The organism is Planotetraspora kaengkrachanensis, assembly GCF_016862895.1.
GTDB classification, from domain to species: domain Bacteria; phylum Actinomycetota; class Actinomycetes; order Streptosporangiales; family Streptosporangiaceae; genus Planotetraspora; species Planotetraspora kaengkrachanensis.
On record NZ_BONV01000010.1, the window covers coordinates 124,963 to 141,848 of the forward strand.

The 16,886-nt window shown below is 70.8% G+C and carries 11 protein-coding genes; 7 read left to right on the forward strand and 4 right to left on the reverse strand.

The window, feature by feature from the left end; translation table 11 throughout:
* Positions 1-59 precede the first annotated feature (59 nt).
* The 3 genes from Pka01_RS14150 to Pka01_RS14160 all read left to right on the forward strand — a co-directional run bounded on the left by Pka01_RS14150 (position 60) and on the right by Pka01_RS14160 (position 3,637).
* Complete coding sequence (locus Pka01_RS14150) at positions 60-1,205, forward strand: Gfo/Idh/MocA family protein (protein ID WP_203883184.1); 1,146 nt, start codon at positions 60-62, stop codon at positions 1,203-1,205.
* Positions 1,202-2,377, forward strand: coding sequence for a dihydrodipicolinate synthase family protein (locus Pka01_RS14155; protein ID WP_275414464.1), 1,176 nt, complete (start codon positions 1,202-1,204; stop codon positions 2,375-2,377). The genes Pka01_RS14150 and Pka01_RS14155 overlap by 4 nt, the downstream gene beginning before the upstream one ends.
* Before the next feature lie 402 nt (positions 2,378-2,779).
* Positions 2,780-3,637: a sugar phosphate isomerase/epimerase family protein gene (locus Pka01_RS14160; RefSeq protein WP_239114964.1), complete on the forward strand. Its 858-nt coding sequence runs from the start codon at positions 2,780-2,782 to the stop codon at positions 3,635-3,637.
* On the opposite strand, the gene Pka01_RS14165 is transcribed toward Pka01_RS14160, so the two are convergent.
* Entirely contained in the window at positions 3,621-4,610 is a 990-nt protein-coding gene (locus Pka01_RS14165) for a LacI family DNA-binding transcriptional regulator (protein WP_203883186.1), read from the reverse strand. The two genes, Pka01_RS14160 and Pka01_RS14165, sit on opposite strands and share 17 nt — an antisense overlap.
* A 132-nt stretch (positions 4,611-4,742) precedes the next feature.
* Here Pka01_RS14165 and Pka01_RS14170 point away from each other — a divergent pair, with 132 nt between their 5' ends.
* Both Pka01_RS14170 and Pka01_RS14175 read left to right on the forward strand, forming a co-directional pair.
* Entirely contained in the window at positions 4,743-5,927 is a 1,185-nt protein-coding gene (locus Pka01_RS14170; protein ID WP_203883187.1) for a thiolase family protein, read from the forward strand.
* Positions 5,924-8,032, forward strand: coding sequence for a 3-hydroxyacyl-CoA dehydrogenase NAD-binding domain-containing protein (locus tag Pka01_RS14175; protein ID WP_203883188.1), 2,109 nt, complete (start codon positions 5,924-5,926; stop codon positions 8,030-8,032). The genes Pka01_RS14170 and Pka01_RS14175 overlap by 4 nt, the downstream gene beginning before the upstream one ends.
* A 35-nt stretch (positions 8,033-8,067) precedes the next feature.
* Here the strand turns inward: Pka01_RS14175 and Pka01_RS14180 are convergent, their stop codons facing one another.
* Entirely contained in the window at positions 8,068-10,920 is a 2,853-nt protein-coding gene (locus Pka01_RS14180) for a helix-turn-helix transcriptional regulator (RefSeq protein WP_203883189.1), read from the reverse strand.
* A gap of 224 nt (positions 10,921-11,144) precedes the next feature.
* Between Pka01_RS14180 and Pka01_RS14185 the strand changes: the two genes are divergently transcribed.
* Positions 11,145-12,545 (forward strand): sensor histidine kinase, encoded by a 1,401-nt coding sequence (locus tag Pka01_RS14185; RefSeq protein WP_203883190.1) that lies wholly within the window; start codon positions 11,145-11,147, stop codon positions 12,543-12,545.
* Positions 12,546-12,612: 67 nt separating this feature from the next.
* The gene (locus Pka01_RS14190) at positions 12,613-13,227 is read left to right on the forward strand and encodes a LysE family translocator (protein ID WP_203883191.1); all 615 of its coding nucleotides are present in this window, start codon (positions 12,613-12,615) and stop codon (positions 13,225-13,227) included.
* Here Pka01_RS14190 and Pka01_RS14195 read toward each other — a convergent pair.
* Positions 13,199-14,674, reverse strand: a complete 1,476-nt coding sequence (locus tag Pka01_RS14195) for an amino acid permease (protein ID WP_275414465.1) — start codon at positions 14,672-14,674, stop codon at positions 13,199-13,201. The two genes, Pka01_RS14190 and Pka01_RS14195, sit on opposite strands and share 29 nt — an antisense overlap.
* Positions 14,675-14,796: 122 nt before the next feature.
* Positions 14,797-16,701, reverse strand: coding sequence for a 1-deoxy-D-xylulose-5-phosphate synthase (dxs, locus tag Pka01_RS14200; protein WP_203883192.1), 1,905 nt, complete (start codon positions 16,699-16,701; stop codon positions 14,797-14,799).
* Positions 16,702-16,886 lie beyond the last annotated feature (185 nt).

Consider the following 16,886-nt stretch of genomic DNA (forward strand, 5'->3'; position numbering starts at 1 on the left):
CCGACCGGTGTTAGGCTCGCCGGGAAAGCGCTTTCCCCCCTCGATCAGGAGTGCTTCGGATGAGCGACCGCGTTCTCGGCGTCGTCATGAACGGCGCGACCGGGCGGATGGGATACCGCCAGCATCTGGTCCGTTCCGTTCTCGCCATCAACGAGCAGGGCGGGGTGACCCTGACCGACGGCGGCCGGGTGAGCCTGCGCCCCGTACTCGTCGGCCGCGGCCTCGGCAAACTCGCCGACATCGCCGAGCGGCACGGCGTCGCCGACTACACCACCGACCTGGACGCCGCCCTGGCCGATCCGGCCAACGAGATCTACTTCGACGCCCAGGTCACGCAGGCCCGGGTGCCCGCGACGCTCAAGGCGATCGCGCGGGGCAAGCACGTCTACACCGAGAAGCCGACAGCCGAGACTCTCGCCGACGCCGTGCGACTGGCCCGGGCGGCCGAGGACGCCGGGGTGAAGAACGGCGTCGTGCAGGACAAGCTCTTCCTCCCTGGCCTGCTCAAGCTCAGGCGCCTCGTCGACGGCGGGTTCTTCGGCCGGATCCTCTCGGTGCGCGGCGAGTTCGGCTACTGGGTGTTCGAGGGCGACTGGCAACCGGCGCAACGCCCCTCGTGGAACTACCGGGCCGAGGACGGCGGCGGCATCGTGCTCGACATGTTCCCGCATTGGACCTACGTGCTGGAGAACCTCTTCGGCCGGGTGGAGTCGGTGTACGCGCACGTCAGCACGCACATCCCAGAGCGTTGGGATGAGAACGGCAAGGCGTACGCGGCGACCGCCGACGACGCGGCCTACGGCGTCTTCGAGCTCGAAGGCGGGATCGTCGCCCAGATCAACTCCTCCTGGGCGGTACGGGTGAACCGCGACGAACTGGTGGAGTTCCAGGTGGACGGAACCCACGGCAGCGCGGTCGCCGGGCTTCGCGAGTGCCGGATCCAGGACCGCGCCGGCACGCCGCGGCCGGTGTGGAACCCCGACCAGCCCGCCACCGAGTCGTTCCGCGACCAGTGGCAGCGGGTGCCGGACAACGCCGACTTCGACAACGGCTTCAAGACCCAGTGGGAGATGTTCGTCCGGCACGTGCTTGAGGATGCTCCGTTCCCCTACTCGTTCGCCGCCGGCGCCCGCGGCGTCCAGATCGCCGAACTCGGCCTGCGTTCCCACGTGGAGGGCCGCCGCCTCCGGGTGGAGGGGCTGTGACCTCGGCTGGGCGGGTCATCTCGCTGCCCGGGACGCGAGAGCCGTACGAACTGGGGGAACCGGTCGCCTGGGCGCGCCCGGGCGGACCGCCGGTGCGCCGGGTCGCCTACGCGGCGGCGCACGTGGTCGCGGACGCCCGCGCGGACAACGGCCCCGGCAGGCCCGCCGCGGTCGACTGGGACGCCACCCTGCGCTTCCGGCGCCACCTGTGGTCGTACTCCTTCCGCGTCGCGGACGCCATGGACACCGCGCAGCGGAACATGGGCCTTGACTGGCCCGCGACCCGCGAGCTGATCGCGCGCAGCGCCGCCGAGGCGCGGTCGCTGGGCGATCCCGCCGACCTGCTGGCCTGCGGCGCGGGCACCGACCACGTGCCGGACGCGGGCACGCTCGACGCGGTCACCATCGCCTACCTGGAGCAGATGGAGGCCGTCCGCGCGGCGGGCGCCGGGCTGATCCTGATGGCCAGCCGTCAGCTCGCCCGGGTCGCGTGCGGGCCCGAGGACTACCACGCGGTGTACGGCAGGCTCCTCGGCCAGGCGGACCGGCCGGTGATTCTGCACTGGCTGGGCGAGATGTTCGACCCGCAGCTCGCCGGGTACTGGGGGTCGGCCGACGTGGACGAGGCCACCGAGTCGTTCCTCGCCCTCGTCCGCGAGCACGCCTCCAGGGTCGAGGGCGTCAAGGTGTCGCTGCTGGACGAGGACCACGAGGTGCGCCTGCGCGCGGCCCTGCCGGAGGGCGTGCGGCTCTACACCGGGGACGACTTCAACTACCCCTCGCTCATCAGGTCGGGGTCGCACGCGCTGCTGGGGATCTTCGACGCCATCGCCCCGGCGGCCGCTGCGGCGCTGGAGGCGCTGGATCAGGCCGAGACGGCCGATGAGGCGGGTGCCAGGGCTCGACATTTCGCCATTTATGAGGAGATATTCGGGCCGACGGTGGCGTTGTCGAGGAAGATCTTCGAGGCTCCGACCTTCCATTACAAGACGGGGATCGTGTTCCTCGCCTGGCTGGCGGGGCACCAGGACGAGTTCGTCATGGTGAACGGGGCCCAGTCGGCCCGGTCGATCGAACATCTGGCCGAGGTCTTCCGCCTCGCCGACCAGGCCGGCCTCCTCCCCGACCCCGACCTGGCCGCCCACCGCATGACCACCCTCCTCTCGGCGTGATCACGCACAGCCCTCCCCTTGGCGTGATCATGCACAGGTTCGCGATCATGCCCGCCGACCAGCACACCCCTTGGTGGTGATCATGCGCAGATTCACGCGAAGACCCCCCGACCTGCGCCAACGTTGCACGTGATCATGCACAGATTCGTGCACGGCATCCCCGACCTGCGGAAACACCTTGCGTGATCATGCAGGGGCGAAGCCTCGAGCGCGACACCGCATGATCACGATTGACGTCGCCCCAGCCTGGGCGCCCTGATCACGAATCTCTGCATGATCACCAAAGGGATCAGTCCAGCTCAGGAGGCCTGATCACGAACCTGTGCATGATCACCCCAAAGAGGGGAGCCGGTGAGGGGACATGATGACGAACTTGTGCATGATCACGCGGGAGGGGTGCGGGTGGGGCTCGGACGGTTGTCGTTGAAACGGTTGTCGTTGAACCAGTGGACGACCAGGCGGTGGACGGTGGCGGAGGCCGTCGACGGGTGCGTACGACACGGCCTGGAGGCCATCGGCCTGTGGCGGCAGGAGGTGGCCGCGCAGGGCCTCGACGAGACGGTCGCCCTCGTCGGGAACGCGGGCCTGCGCGTGTCCTCCCTCTGCAGGGGCGGGTTCCTCACCTCGCCCGATTTCGAAGCGGACAACCGACTGGCCGTCGACGAGGCGGCCGCCCTTGGGGCCGCCTGCCTGGTCATGGTGGTCGGCGGCCTGCCCGGGGTCGTGCCGGGCGAGCCCCTGGGCGAGATCTCACGCGACCTGCCCGCCGCCCGGGCGAGGGTCGCCGAGGCGCTGGCCGTGCTCGCCCCCTATGCCGCGGAGCGCGGCGTGCGGCTGGCCCTCGAGCCGCTCCATCCCGTCTACTGCGCCGACAGGGCGGTGCTGTCCACCCTCGGCCAGGCGCTCGACCTCGCCGCGCCGTACGCGCCGGAAACGGTGGGAGTGGTGATCGACACCTTCCACGTCTGGTGGGACCCCCAGGTCTTCGAGCAGATCGCGCGCGCGGGCGCGGAGGGGCGCATCGCCTCCTACCAGGTCTGCGACTTCCTCAGCCCGCTCCCCGCCGACGTGCTGCTCGGCCGCGGCATGATGGGCGACGGGGTGATCGACTTCGGATCGCTGACCGGCGCCGTCACCGCGGCCGGGTACGCGGGCGACGTGGAGGTCGAGATCTTCAACGCGGACGTCTGGGCCGCGGACCCCGACGACGTCGTCAGCACGATGAAGGCCCGCTACGTCAGTCTCATCGAAGGCGCCTGACGCTGTCGCGCAGCACGACCCGGCCCTCGACGTCGACCACGGTCGCCGGCGCGTCGGACAGCGCCAGTTCGACCGCGCGTGCGCCCATGTCCGCCAGCGGCAGCCGTACGGTCGACAGGGCCGGCGCGAGGTCGCGCAGGGTCGCGATGTCGTCGAAGCCGGCCACCGAGACGTCGTCGGGCACGCGCACTCCCCTGTCCCGCAGGGCGGCGAGCGCGCCGACGGCCATGACGTCGTTGACGGCGAACACGCACGTGGCGTCCGCGATCTCCTGGACCGCGGCGTGGCCGCCGTCGCGGTCGAACGAGCCGTGCACGATCCGCGGTTCCGGCAGGCCGAGCTCCGCGAGCGCCTCGGTGAAGCCGGTGCGGCGGTCGATGGCCGTGTGCAGGTCGGGCGGGCCCGCCAGCACGGCGAACCGGGTGTGCCCGAGCGCGGCGAGGGCCCGGGCCAGGTCGGCCGCGCCCTCGCGGTTGGCGGGGGCTACCGTGGCGACGCCGAGCAGGTCCTGCCCGACGCAGGCGACGCGGCCGCCCGTTTCCTGGTAGCGGCCGAGTTCGGCCCGCAGCCGACCGGTCACGCCGTCGTCGGTGACGCGGGATCCGGCGATCAGGACCGCACGCGCCCGCTGCGCGTGCAGGGTCGAGACATAGGCGATCTCACGTTCGGGGTCGCGGCGGGTGGTGCCGACCATGACCATGTGCCCTCGGGCGTCCGCGGCCCGCATGGCGCCGTCGGCGATTACCGCGAAGTAGGGGTCGACGAGGTCGTGGACGACCAGCCCGATGACCTCGCTCGCGCCGCGGGCGAGGGTCTGCGCGGCCACGTTGGTCCGGTATCCGAGCTCGGCGGCGGCCTTCTCCACCCGCTCGCGCATCACCCGCCCTACCTGGCGCGAGCTGCCGTTGAGCACGCGCGACGCCGTCGCGAGCGAGACCCCGGCATGCCGTGCGACGTCCTCGAGCGTGACCACACGACCTCCCGCGGCGATCAGGAAAGCGGTTTCCAGTATGGCAAGCCGATCCGCGCACCCCCCGATCCGGGCATTGGTTACTGGCCAGTAGCATTGGCTTCGGAAGCTGCCGAGCAACAGGAGCGAATCCCCGTGCCCGCATCCCGTGAAGTCGTCTTCGTCGACGGCGTCAGAACGCCTTTCGGCAAATCGGGCCCCAAGGGCCTGTACGCCGAGACGCGCGCCGACGACCTGGTCGTCCGTGTCATCCGTGAACTGATGCGGCGCAATCCGAACCTCCCGCCCGACCGGGTGGACGAGGTCGCCATCGCGGCCACCACGCAGATCGGCGACCAGGGCCTGACCATCGGCCGGTCGGCCGCCGTGCTGGCCGGGCTGCCCAAGTCGGTCCCCGGCTACGCCATCGACCGCATGTGCGCGGGCGCGATGACCGCCGTCACCAGCGTCGCGGGCGGCATCTCCTTCGGCGCCTACGACGTGGCCGTCGCCGGCGGGGTCGAGCACATGGGCCGGCATCCGATGGGCGAGGGCGTCGATCCCAACCCGCGGTTCCTGTCCGAGCAGCTCGTCGACGGATCCGCCCTGGTCATGGGCATGACCGCGGAGAACCTCCACGACCGGTACCCCTCCATCACCAAGGACCGCGCCGACGCGTTCGCCGTGGCCTCGCAGGAGAAGGTCGCCAAGGCGTACGCCGACGGCAGGATCCAGCCCGACCTGGTCCCGATGGCGGCCCGCAAGGCCGCCGAGGGCTGGGGCCTGGCCACCGTCGACGAGGCGCCCCGCCCGGGCACCACGCTCGAGGGGCTGAGCGCGCTGAAGACCCCGTTCCGGGCGCACGGCAGGGTCACCGCGGGCAACGCCTCCGGCATCAACGACGGCGCGACGGGATGCATCGTCGCCGCGGAGGAGGTCGCGCGCGAACTGGGCCTGAACCCGAAGATGCGCCTGGTCTCCTACGCGTTCGCCGGTGTGGACCCCGAGGTCATGGGCGTGGGCCCCATCCCCTCCACCGAACGGGCGCTGCGCCTGGCGGGGCTGTCCATCGGCGACGTCGGCCTGTTCGAGATCAACGAGGCGTTCGCCGTCCAGGTGCTCGCCTTCCTCGAGCACTTCGGCATCGCCGACGACGACCCCCGCGTCAACCCGTACGGCGGCGCGATCGCGTTCGGCCACCCCCTCGCCTCCTCGGGCGTGCGGCTGATGACGCAGCTGGCGCGGGAGTTCTCCGAGCGCCCCGACGTCAGGTACGGCATCACGACGATGTGCGTCGGCATGGGCATGGGCGGCACGGTCATCTGGGAGAACCTGGCATGAGTAACGTCGAGAACTGGAAGTCCCTCCTCACGGGGAAGAACGCCGACGAGGTCGTCACCAGGGCACTCGTCCGCGACGTCGACCTGCCGTACGGCGCGGGGACCATGGCCCTGATCACGCTGGACAACGGCTTCGACCACACCAAGCCCAACACCTTCGGCCCGCAGGGGCTGCTCGCGATCGACGAGGCCCTCGACGGCGTCGCGGCCCGGACGGACGTCGTGGCCGTGGGGGTCGTCGGCAAGCCGTTCATCTTCGCGGTCGGGGCCGACCTCACCGGGGTCGCCTCGGTGAGCTCCCACGCGGAGGCCAGGGCCATCGGCGCGCTCGGCCACCACGTCTTCGGCCGCCTCGGCGAGCTGGGCGTGCCCTCGTTCGCGTTCGTCAACGGCGCGGCGATGGGCGGCGGCCTGGAGATCGCGCTCCACTGCACCTACCGGACGATCTCCTCCGGTGTGCCGGCCGTCGCACTCCCCGAGTGCTTCCTCGGCCTGGTCCCCGGCTGGGGCGGCACGCAACTCCTCCCCCGCCTCGTCGGCCCGGAGAAGGCCCTCAAGCTGATCATCGAAAACCCCCTCTCGCAGAACCGCATGATCAAGGGGCGGGACGCCTTCGAACTGGGTGTCGCCGACGCGATGTTCGAGCCTGCGGACTTCCTCGAAGAGTCGCTGCGCTGGGCGGCCCAGGTGCTGCGCGGCGAGGTGACCGTCGAGCGGGCCTCCCACACCGACGCGGACTGGACTCCCGTCATCGACCAGGCGCGCACGCTCGTCGACCTCAAGCTGCGCGGCGCCTCCCCCGCGCCCTACCGGGCGCTCGACCTCGTGGCCCTGGCCCGTACGGCGTCGCGGGCCGAGGGCTTCGCCGCGGAGGACGAGGCCCTGGCCGACCTCCTGATGGGCGACGAACTGCGGGCCGGACTGTACTCCTTCGACCTGGTGCAGCGCCGGGCCAAGCGGCCCGCGGGCGCGCCGGACAAGGCGCTCGCGCGCAAGGTCACCAAGGTCGGCGTCGTGGGGGCCGGGCTGATGGCCTCCCAGCTCGCGCTGCTGTTCGCGCGCAGGCTCGAGGTGCCGGTCGTCCTGACCGACCTCGACCAGGACCGCCTCGACAAGGGCGTCGGCTACGTCCACGCCGAGATCGGCAAGCTGCAGGCCAAGGGCAGGATCTCCGGCGACCAGGCCAACCGGCTGAAGGCGCTGGTCACCGGCTCGCTCACCAAGGACGCGTTCGCTGACGCCGACTTCGTCATCGAGGCCGTCTTCGAGGACCTCAAGGTCAAGCAGCAGGTCTTCGCCGAGGTCGAGGCCGTCGTCGCCGAGACGTGCGTGCTCGCCACCAACACCTCCTCGCTGTCGATCACGGAGATGGCCGCCGGGCTCCGCCACCCCGAGCGCGTGGTCGGCTTCCACTTCTTCAACCCGGTCGCCGTGCTGCCGCTGCTCGAGATCGTGCGCGGCGCGGCCACCGACGACGCGACGCTGGCGACCACCTTCTCCGTCGCCAAGTCGCTCAAGAAGTCGTCGGTGCTGGTCAAGGATGCCCCGGCGTTCGTCGTCAACCGGCTGCTGACCCGCTTCATGGGCGAGGTGATCGCCGCCGTCGACGAGGGCACCCCCGTGGAGACGGCCGACCACGCGCTCGACGGCCTCGGGCTGCCGATGACGCCGTTCGCCCTGCTGCAGCTCGTCGGCCCCGCCGTCGCGCTGCACGTCGCGGAGACCATGCACGCGGCCTTCCCCGACCGCTACGGCGTGTCGGAGAACCTGGCCAAGCTGGTCGCGGCGGGCAAGCCGGGCCTCTACGGGGCCGACTTCCAGATCGATCCGCAGGCCCGGGCGCTGTTCGAGGGCGGTTCCCGGCCGTCGACCGGCGAGCAGGTGCGCCTGCGGGCCCTGCGGGCGCTGGCGCAGGAGATCCGGCTCATGCTGGACGAGGGCGTCGTCTCGGCGGCCGAGGACATCGACCTGTGCATGATCCTCGGCGCCGGCTGGCCGTTCCACACCGGCGGCGTCACGCCGTACCTGGACAGGACCGGGATCTCCGAGGAGGTCACCGGCGGCCGCTTCCTGGCCCCCGGCGTCGCGTCCGTCCCCGCCGTCTGATCACGACGTGGTGCCGCGGCCGCCTGGTCGCGGCACTACGCGTCGCCGTCGTCCGGCGATTCGACCAGGTGCCTTTCTGCGGCGAGCCGGGCGAGCTCGACACGCGACGCGATGCCGAGCTTGCCGAAGACATGGCGCAGGTGGGTGGACACCGTGTGGGGTGACAGGAACATCTGCGCGGCCACCTGCCGGTTTGTAAGGCTCTTGGCGACCAGCTCCACGACGGCGCGTTCGGTGTCGGTCAGACTTGCCCAGCCTGAGGTCGGGCGCTCGGCACGAGTCCAGTGGCGATGGCGAACGCCCAGCTCCCGCAGCCGGGCCCTGACGCGGGCCGCGTCACGCAGCGCACCGACGTTTTCGTAGCCGTGGAGCGCCTCCTCGAGGCGGGAGACGGCACGGGGCCTCTCATGGGGATCGGCGGTCAGCACGACCCCGAGGTCTTCGGCCGCCGAGGAACGGCCCCACGGATCGGGATGATCGGCGGCGGCACGGGCCAGGGCGGCCGGGGCGCGGTCGAGTACGCCGCGGGCGTGCGCCGCCGCGGCGGCGAGCACGGGGAAATCGGGGTTGCCACGTGCCAGCGATTCCGCCGTGTCGACGACCTTCTCAGCGAGGGGCCGGTTCTCAGTGGTCAGCGCCACCCTGGTCATCCAGGCGGCCGCGAGGGGTTCCAGGACGAGCGTCCAGCGCCTTTCCCGCGTACCGGTGTAGGCGGTCCGGAGCACGTCCACGGCGCCGCGGGGGTCTCCAGAGGCCTCCGCGACCACTGCCTCGATCCACCTCCCCCAGGCCGCGCTGTACATGATCTCCCGCTCGCCTGGGGAGCGACCGATGTGCCTGGCCGCGGACTCGAGGTCGCCGCGCCGCACGGACACGAGCGCCAGCACGCAGAGCCCCGCCAGATCGGATCCGTGACCGCCCAGCTCCTCGCTGATGGTCAGCCCTTCCTGCGCCTCGGCCACCGCGTCGTCGAGCCGGCCGACGGCCAGGCACAGGCAGCTGCGGAAGAACGCCGGCTGGGCGGCCTGTGCCGATTGACCCAGCCGCTCGATCTCCTCCGTGAGGACCCGGACGGTCCGTTCGGCTGCCTCGAACTGCCCCGTGAACTTGTAGTTCTTGCTCAGCAGCATGAGGGGGTACGGCCGTTCGCACGCCTCCACCGAGCCCGTCGTCGTGATCCGCACCGCCTCCTGCAGATGGCCGAAGGAGTCGTGGACCTTCCCGTCGACCACGGCGCACTGCGCGAGCAGCATATGGGCGCCGACCAGCGCCGTGTCGTCGCGCTCCGCCGAATCGGCCAGAACGGCTTCCGCGTGTGGGCGTCCGTTCCAGAAGTCTTTGAGTGACAGGAGTCCCACGAAGAGGGCCGATTCGGCGATTCCGCGAAGCTCTGCGGACACGTCGCGCAGGGCCAGCACTCTTTCGGCCTCGGCCACCGCGGCGGCCGACCGGCCGCTCAGCAGCAGCGCGTACGCAAGCGCACATCGCAGGCGCGGGGCCGCGCCGGGGGGCGCCGTGTTGAGCGCCTCCTGAGCGAGGAGGATCGCCTTTGGTGCCCGTCCTGTGACCGCCAGAGCCTGGACCGCAGTCGTGACACGGTCGAACCGGTCAGGATCGGTCAGATCGCTGATCTCGAGCGCCCGCATGGACAAGTCGACCGAGGTCTGCGGGGAGAACGCGAACACCTCCAGCGCCGCGCGGTCGAGCCCCCTGAGGGCCTCGACGTCGCCGTGCAGCGCGCTCTTGATGAGGTGCGGGGCGGCCGGTACGGCGGAGCCCCGGCTGGCGAGCAACATCTGACCCGCCTCCCGGTGCAGCGCCAACCGGATCGGCGGCGCCAGCGTTTCGATCACTGCGTGTCGCAGCAAGTCGTGGCGGAAGGCCAGGTGTGCCTCTGCGGCGAGCAATATGCCCGCCGACATCGCCTCGTCCAGCAGCCGCACGAGGGCAGCGGCCGGCTTTCCGAGCAGCGCGCCCAGATCTATCACGGTGAACGCGCGGCCCAGGATCGCGGCGACCTGGACCAGCTCGCGAGTAGGCGGAGAAAGCTCGTCTATGCGCTTGGACGTGATCGTCTGTACGCCCGGCCGCTGTTCCGACCCCAGGCGCGCATGACCTCCTGTCACCTCGATCACGCCCTCTGAGCTCAGCTTGTCGAGAGTCTCCAGGAGCTGAAAGGGGTTCCCCTCCAGCAGGGCCGACAGCGCGAGCACATCGGGGCCGGGTGCGGCACCCAGAATGTCCGAGGCGATCTCAGCCACCGCCTGCTCGTCCAACGCCTCCATCACGACGCGAGTCGCGCCGTCGCGCTCCAGGCAGTCGTACAGGTGGTCCAGAGGTGGCACAGGGCCGTCGCCCGAGGTGCGCGACAACATCCAGACGAGCGGATACGAGACCAGGTCCCGGACCATCCGCCGGATCGCCAGGAGCGTCAGGTGATCGGCCCATTGCAGGTCATCGAGGGTGACCAGGGCCGGCCCGTATGCGGCTTGTCTCTCCAGCGGTTCACTCAGCTGCTGCATCATGGCGAGCCGCACATCCGCCGTCATGGGGATCGTCGTCGACGGGGCCACGGAGACACCGGTGATCTCCCGCACCGCCGATCTCAGGGGGACGAGCGGAACGAAATCTAGTTCGTCCGCGGCGCCCCGGCCGACTGCGAAGCGGGCCCATGCCGCCGCACCGGCGGCCTCCTTGAGCAGGCGGGTCTTCCCCATCCCTGACCGGCCCTCGACCAGCAGGACGGCACCCCGGCCGGTGCGGGCCTCCCGCAGCGCGTCGGCCACGACGCTCCATTCGCGTGCCCTGCCGCGCCACCCCGGCCATGACGACCACCCGGAGTCGAGCCCGCCCGCGGCCGCCCATTCGGGGGAATAAGCGCCCGCCACACTGCCAGTTTACGGTTCCGGCCTGTCCCGGCGATGGTCCCGCCCCATTCCGACCTGCATCGATGCCGGTGCACAACCTAGTCCAGATATGCGATGTGACGTGCGTGTCAGAGGGTCACGATGCTCATGCCGTGTCGGGCGGCGAGGACCGAGCCAAGGCCCCGGTGATCAACCGGCACAAGCGGTCCAGTGCAGAACATTGATCACTTGCCAGGGAGGTTTCTTTGCGCCCCACGACTCTCCCCACGACTCTGTCCGACCGTTGCACCCGGCTGTTCCTCCGGTCGATACGGCCCCGCACGACCCTCCTGATCGCGGCACTGGTGGCGCTCTTCGCCGTACCGGCCTTCGTCCAGGAAGAAATGCTGACGGGCCAGGCCGAGAACGACACCGCCTGGATGGACGTCCAGCGTCAGGCCACCATGACCGCATCCACCGTCCGTTCCGGACGGGCGAGAGATCCGGTCAGGCCGGACATCACAGGTGTCGACGTCATCCAGGTCGTCGGGCCGGACCGGCGCGTGCTCGCTGCGACCCCCGCCGCCCGTGGGCTCGCGCCGCTGACCGACGTGTGGCCGTCGGCCGGCGCCCCCCAACTGGACCTCCGCACCTGCGCGTCGCAGCCCCTGGGGTGCGTATACGTCGCGGCTCTCCGGGTGGATCCCACGCCTGGCTCCGCCGTCGTCTACGCGGCCAGTCGCACGACCGGCACCACGCGAGGCCAGTGGCTGTTCGCGCTCCAGGCGGCCGCGCTCATCGTGCTGGCCGCATGGGTGGTATGGAAGATCATCGGTCGGCTGCTGTGCCCGATCGAGGCCATCCGCGGGACGTTGACCACGATCAACAGCAACAATCTCAGCTGCCGCGTACCCGAGCCGCGCGGCAACGACGAGATCGTCCAGCTCGCCAGGACGATCAACGGCACTCTCGATCGCCTGGAGGTGGCGAAGGAGGGGTCCGAACGAGCGCTCGCCCAGCAACGGCGATTCGCGTGTGACGCCTCCCATGAACTGCGCACTCCCCTGGCCGGGTTGCGTGTCCTCCTGGAGGAGGCGCAACTGCATCCGGACGAGACGGCGCTCCCCGACCTGCTCCGCGACGCGTTGGGCGACGTCGACAGGCTGCAGACGATCATCGCCGACCTGCTGCTGCTCTCACGTTTGGAAGCCGGAATGCCGATCGAAGGGGAAGCGATGGATCTGTCTCTCTTGGTCGAGGAGGAGATCGCCCTGCGCTCGGACCGCCTTCCCGCGCGGCTGCGACTGGAGGCCGGCACGACTGTCAGGGCCTGCCGGATCCAGTTGGCACGTGTGCTGACGAACCTGCTGGACAACGCCCAGCGGCACGCGGCTCAGACGGTGCACGTCGACGTTTACCGCGAGGGCTCCGCCGCCGTGCTCGCGGTCTCCGACGACGGAACGGGGATCGCCGGCGCCGACAGGGAGCGGATCTTCGAGCGGTTCACCCGCCTGGACGCCGCACGAAGCCGCGACCAGGGCGGCACCGGGCTCGGCTTGGCCATCGCACGTGACATCGCGCAGGCCCACCGGGGAACCCTGACGGCCGAACGTTCGGACATGGGTGGCGCCCGGTTCGTGGTGAGGATCCCGCTCGCGGAGAACTGATCACCCCGATTCCCCCACCGGCGGCCTTCCCGGTAACCTCACCAGGACAGATCGGGAGGATCGCCGCGTGACGGAGTTGCTGCTGGGGCTCAGCCTCGGGCTGGGCGCCGGAGTCACTCCGGGCGCGCTGCTGAGCCTCGTGATCGCCGCCAGCCTGCGCGGCGGCTTCCGGTCCGGAGTGCGCCTGGCCTGCGTGCCGCTGCTGTCCGACCTTCCCGTCGTGCTGCTCTCCCTGACCGTGGTCGGCGCGATGCCGGGGACGTTCGTCCGCGTGCTGTCGGTCGTCGGCGGGCTCTACGTCGTCTACCTGGGCGTCTCGACCATCCGCGAGTCCCGTACGGCGGAGCCTCCGCGGCCCGGCGAGACGGAGCCCTCCTCGGTGCGGCAGGTCCTGAGCGCGGTCGCGGTGAACCTCCTCAATCCCCATCCCTGGCTCTTCTGGATCGCCGTCGGCGCGCCGGCCTTCGACGCCGCGTGGGAGCACTCGCCCGCGTCGGCCCTGGCCTTCGTGGGCGGCTTCTACCTGGTCCTGTGCGGCTCCAAGGTGGCTCTCGCCTGGGCCGTGGGGGCGGGCAGGCACCGTCTCGGCCTCCGGGGCTACCGGCTGCTCCTGGGCGGCAGCGGGCTCCTGCTGACCGTCGCGGGCGCCGTCCTCAGTTTTCGAGGACTGGCTCCTCAGTGACCGGCACCCGGCTGCGGCGGCGGCCGTACCCGAAGTAGACGCCGGCGCCGATGACCATCCACACGAGGAACCTGAGCCAGGTCTCGACCGGCAGGTTCAGCATCAGGTAGACGCACGCGAGGACCGCGAGAACCGGCACGACCGGCACCCACGGGGTCCGGAAGGCCCGCGGCAGCTCCGGCCGGGTGCGCCTGAGGATGATCACCGCGATCGAGACCACGACGAACGCGAACAGCGTGCCGATGTTGACCAGTTCGGCGATCGCCGCAAGCGGGATGAACGCCGCCAGGAGCGCCGTCACCACCCCGATGACGACCGTGATCCGGTACGGCGTGCGGAACCGGGGGTGGACGCGGGCGAGGGGCCGCGGCAGCAGGTTGTCGCGGCACATCGCGAACAGCACCCGGCTCTGCCCCAGCATGAGGATCATCACGACCGTGGTCAGTCCCGCGATGCCGCCGACGCTGATGAGCGTCGCCAGCCACGGTGCTCCCACCGCTCTGAAGGCGTCGGCGAGCGGCGCCGACACGCTCAGCGAGGAGTAGTGCTGCATGCCGACCACGACGAGGGAGACCGCGACGTAGAGGACCGTGCACACGGCCAGCGAGGCGATGATGCCGATGGGGAGGTCACGCTGGGGCCGGCGGGTCTCCTCGGCCGCCGTGGCGACCACGTCGAACCCGATGTAGGCGAAGAAGACCAGCGCCGCACCCGTGAAGATCCCGAAGACGCCGAAGACCACCGGCTGCACGCCGAACAGCACCTGGATGAGCGGCGCGGCGAGTCCGCCCTTGCCGTCGACCTCGTGGGCCGGCGGGATGAACGGCTGGTAGTTGGCGCCCTTCACGTAGAACAGCCCGGCGACGATGACGAGCAGGACGACCGCCATCTTGATCGCCACCATGGTCGCGTTGAAGCGCGCAGAGAGCTTGATCCCGGCGACCAGGACGGCCGTCAGCGCCAGCACGATCAGCGCCGCGGGCACGTTGACGACGGCGGCGTCGCCGGCCAGGGAGGCCGGCAGGTCGACCCCGAAGTTCTTCAGCAGCGACGTGAGGTATCCCGACCAGCCGGAGGCGACGACGGCGGCGCCGAGGGCCATCTCGAGCATGAGGTCCCAGCCGATGATCCACGCGGGGAACTCGCCGATCGTCGCGTAGGCGAAGGTGTAGGCCGAACCCGCGACGGGGACGGTGGACGCGAACTCGGCGTAGCAGAGCGCCGCGAGCCCGCAGGCGATCCCGGCGACGACGAACGACAACGCGACGGCCGGCCCTGCCGTGTTGCGCGCGGCCACGCCGGTCAGCACGAAGATGCCCGTGCCGACGATGACGCCGATCCCGAACACCGTCAGATCGAGCGCGCTGAGACTCCGCTTCAGGCGGTGTTCGCCGCCCTCGGCGTCCCGGATCGACTGCTCAACCGTCTTGGTACGGAACACACTCATCCGCAGGCTCCTCATCGTGCCGATGACCTGCAGACTTCCCGTAATCGCCGGTGTTACGCCCGGTTACCGTCGGCGGCCCCCGGCCCGGCGGGCCGGTCCGGGGCCGCCGGATCACACGGAGATCACTGTGCCTGGCGGGCGGGATGCCGTTCCAGCACGGGCGAACGCTTGGCGACCGCCTCGGTGATCTCACGGGCGAGGTCCTGCCCGGTGAGCCCGATGTCGGAGAGGATCTTCTGGCGCTTGGCGTGGTCGAGGAAGCGCTGGGGGATCCCGTAGGTCCGCACCGGCACGTCGACGTCGGCGTCGCGCAGCATGCGGGCGACGGCGTCGCCCACGCCTCCGGACCGCCCGCCGTCCTCGACGACCACGACCAGCTTGTGCGCCGCCGCCGCGAGCACCAGGGCCTCGTCCAGCGGCTTGACCCAGCGGGGGTCGACCACCGTGGCGGAGATCCCCTGGGCGTCCAGCAGGGTCGCCGCGTCCATGCAGATGTCGGCCATGGGGCCGACGGCGACCAGCAGGACGTCGGGGTCGCCCGCCCGCAGCACGTCCATCCCGCCGAGGTGGCCGACCGCCTCGATCTCCCGGGGCAGCGCGCCCTTGGGGAAGCGGACGACCGACGGGCCGTCCTCGATGCCGACCGACTCGGCGAGCAGTTCGCGGAGCCGTACGGCGTCGCGCGGGACGGCGATCGACAGGCCGGGGACCACCTGGAGCATCGACAGGTCCCACATGCCGTTGTGGCTCGGCCCGTCGTCTCCGGTGACGCCCGCGCGGTCGAGCACGACCGTGACGGGGAGCCGGTGCAGGGCGACGTCCATCAGCAGCTGGTCGTAGGCCCGGTTGAGGAAGGTCGCGTAGATCGCCACCACGGGGTGCAGGCCGCCGAGGGCGAGACCCGCGGCGCTGGTCAGCGCATGCTGCTCCGCGATGCCGACGTCGTAGATCCGCTCGGGGTGGGCGTCCGCGAACGCGGCGAGCCCGACCGGGTGGAGCATGGCCGCGGTGATCGCGACGACGTCCTCCCGCTGCGCGCCGATCTTCACCATCTCCTCGCTGAACACGTTGGTCCAGCTGTGCGGCCGCGCCCGCTCCTCGCCCGTCTCGACGTCGAACGGCTGCGGGCTGTGGAAGCAGTCCTCGTCGTGGTTCTCCGCGTGCGCGTAGCCGTGGCCCTTGTGCGTGATCACGTGGACGATGACGGGCCCGCGGTAGGCCCGCGCCCGGCGCAGCGCCGCCTCGACGGCCGCCTCGTCGTGTCCGTCGATGGGGCCGACGTACTTCAGGCCCAGGTCCTCGAACATGACCTGCGGGGCGAAGATGTCCTTCAGCCCCTTCTTCACGCCGTGCAGGGTCTCGTACAGCGGCGCGCCGACGACGGGGACCCGGCCGAGGTTGTTCTTGACCAGCTCGAGCGCCTGCTCGTACCGCTGGGTCATGCGCAGCGTCGACAGGTGGGAGGCGAGGCCGCCGATCGTCGGGGAGTACGAGCGCCCGTTGTCGTTGACCACGACGATCAGGGGCAGGTCCTTGCGACCGGCGATGTTGTTCAGCGCCTCCCAGGCCATGCCGCCCGTCAGCGCGCCGTCGCCGATCACGGCGACCGCGGTGCGGTCGGTCTCGCCGCGGAGCGTGAACGCCTTGGCCAGGCCGTCGGCGTAGGACAGCGCGGTGGAGGCGTGGGAGTTCTCGATGACGTCGTGCTCGGACTCCGCCTGGCTGGGGTAGCCGGACAGCCCGCCCTCCTGGCGCAGCGTGCCGAAGTCGCCTGCCCGGCCGGTCAGCATCTTGTGGACGTACGCCTGGTGGCCGGTGTCGAACATGATCCGGTCGCGCGGAGAGTCGAAGACGCGGTGCAGGGCGATGGTCAGCTCCACGACGCCCAGGTTGGGGCCCAGGTGACCCCCTGTGCGGGCCACGGTGGAGACCAGCAGGTCCCGGATCTCGGCGGCGAGCTCCGGCAGATCGCCGGACGCCAGCTTCTTCAGATCGAGCGGATCCTTAATCGTCTCCAGAATCCCCACCGAGTCATCCCTTTCGCTCGTCTTCGAACAGACCAGAGTGTAGTTCGCGAGAGCGGCTCTCCCTCTAGGAACTGCACTGAACCTTCACACCCCGAGAGGGAATTCTCGTTAATTGTGCTTTACCGCGCATTCACCTCGACACCCGGGGCCCCCATCCGTGACCGGCGCATCCTTATGGGGTGGGA

Coding starts and splice junctions, on each gene's coding strand:
- Pka01_RS14150 (WP_203883184.1), top strand. CDS start 60: ATGAGCGACCGCGTTCTCGGCGTCGTCATGAACGGCGCGACCGGGCGG.
- Pka01_RS14175 (WP_203883188.1), top strand. CDS start 5,924: ATGAGTAACGTCGAGAACTGGAAGTCCCTCCTCACGGGGAAGAACGCC.
- Pka01_RS14195 (WP_275414465.1), bottom strand. CDS start 14,674: ATGAGTGTGTTCCGTACCAAGACGGTTGAGCAGTCGATCCGGGACGCC.